General features: G+C 69.2%; 2 protein-coding genes. Both read left to right on the top strand.

What is annotated here, in order from left to right; genetic code table 11:
* Positions 1 to 157, top strand: a 157-nt coding sequence (locus JNK74_30395; GenBank protein ID MBL7650479.1) for a hypothetical protein, incomplete at its 5' end; no start/stop codon positions are given.
* 24 nt (positions 158 to 181) lie between these two features.
* Positions 182 to 513 (top strand): DUF1501 domain-containing protein (locus tag JNK74_30390; GenBank protein MBL7650478.1); only part of this gene is annotated, 332 nt, incomplete at its 3' end.

The following is a 513-nucleotide window of genomic DNA, read 5'->3' as shown; positions in this document are numbered from 1 at the left end:
GGGTCTGGTCGATGTCCGCGCCGCCTGGGAGGCCCACGCCGCCAAGCCGGACGCCTCATTCAACGATCTGCTCCTCGACGGGATGCACCCCAACGATCGCGGCCATGCCCTGGTGGCCGAACTCCTCACCCCCGCAATCCGCGAGCAGGTGCGCTGACCCGCTTTTCAACGAAACCCCGCCATGAAACGCTGCTCCGGCTCCGATCGTTCGCCGCTCTCGCGACGCGACTACCTCACCCATGCCGGCGGGGGGCTCGGAGGCGTCGCGCTGACGGCAATGCTGGGTCGCGAGGCCCGCGCCGCTCAAGCCATCGATCCCCTGGCGGCCCGGCCGGCGCCCCATCCGGCGCGGGCGAAGCGGGTCATCCAGATCTTCTGCCCCGGCGGGCTGAGCCATGTCGATACCTTCGACTACAAGCCGGAACTGGTCCGGCGCGCCGGCACGCCCTTCGATCCCGACGGGAAGCTCCAGTTTTTTGCCTCCAAGCCGGGGAATTGCCAGCCCAGCTACTG

This window comes from Candidatus Hydrogenedentota bacterium (assembly GCA_016791475.1).
Lineage (GTDB): Bacteria > Hydrogenedentota > Hydrogenedentia > Hydrogenedentales > JAEUWI01 > JAEUWI01.
Note: the sequence above shows the minus strand (reverse complement) of the source record. Positions and strands in the feature narration are given on the sequence as shown.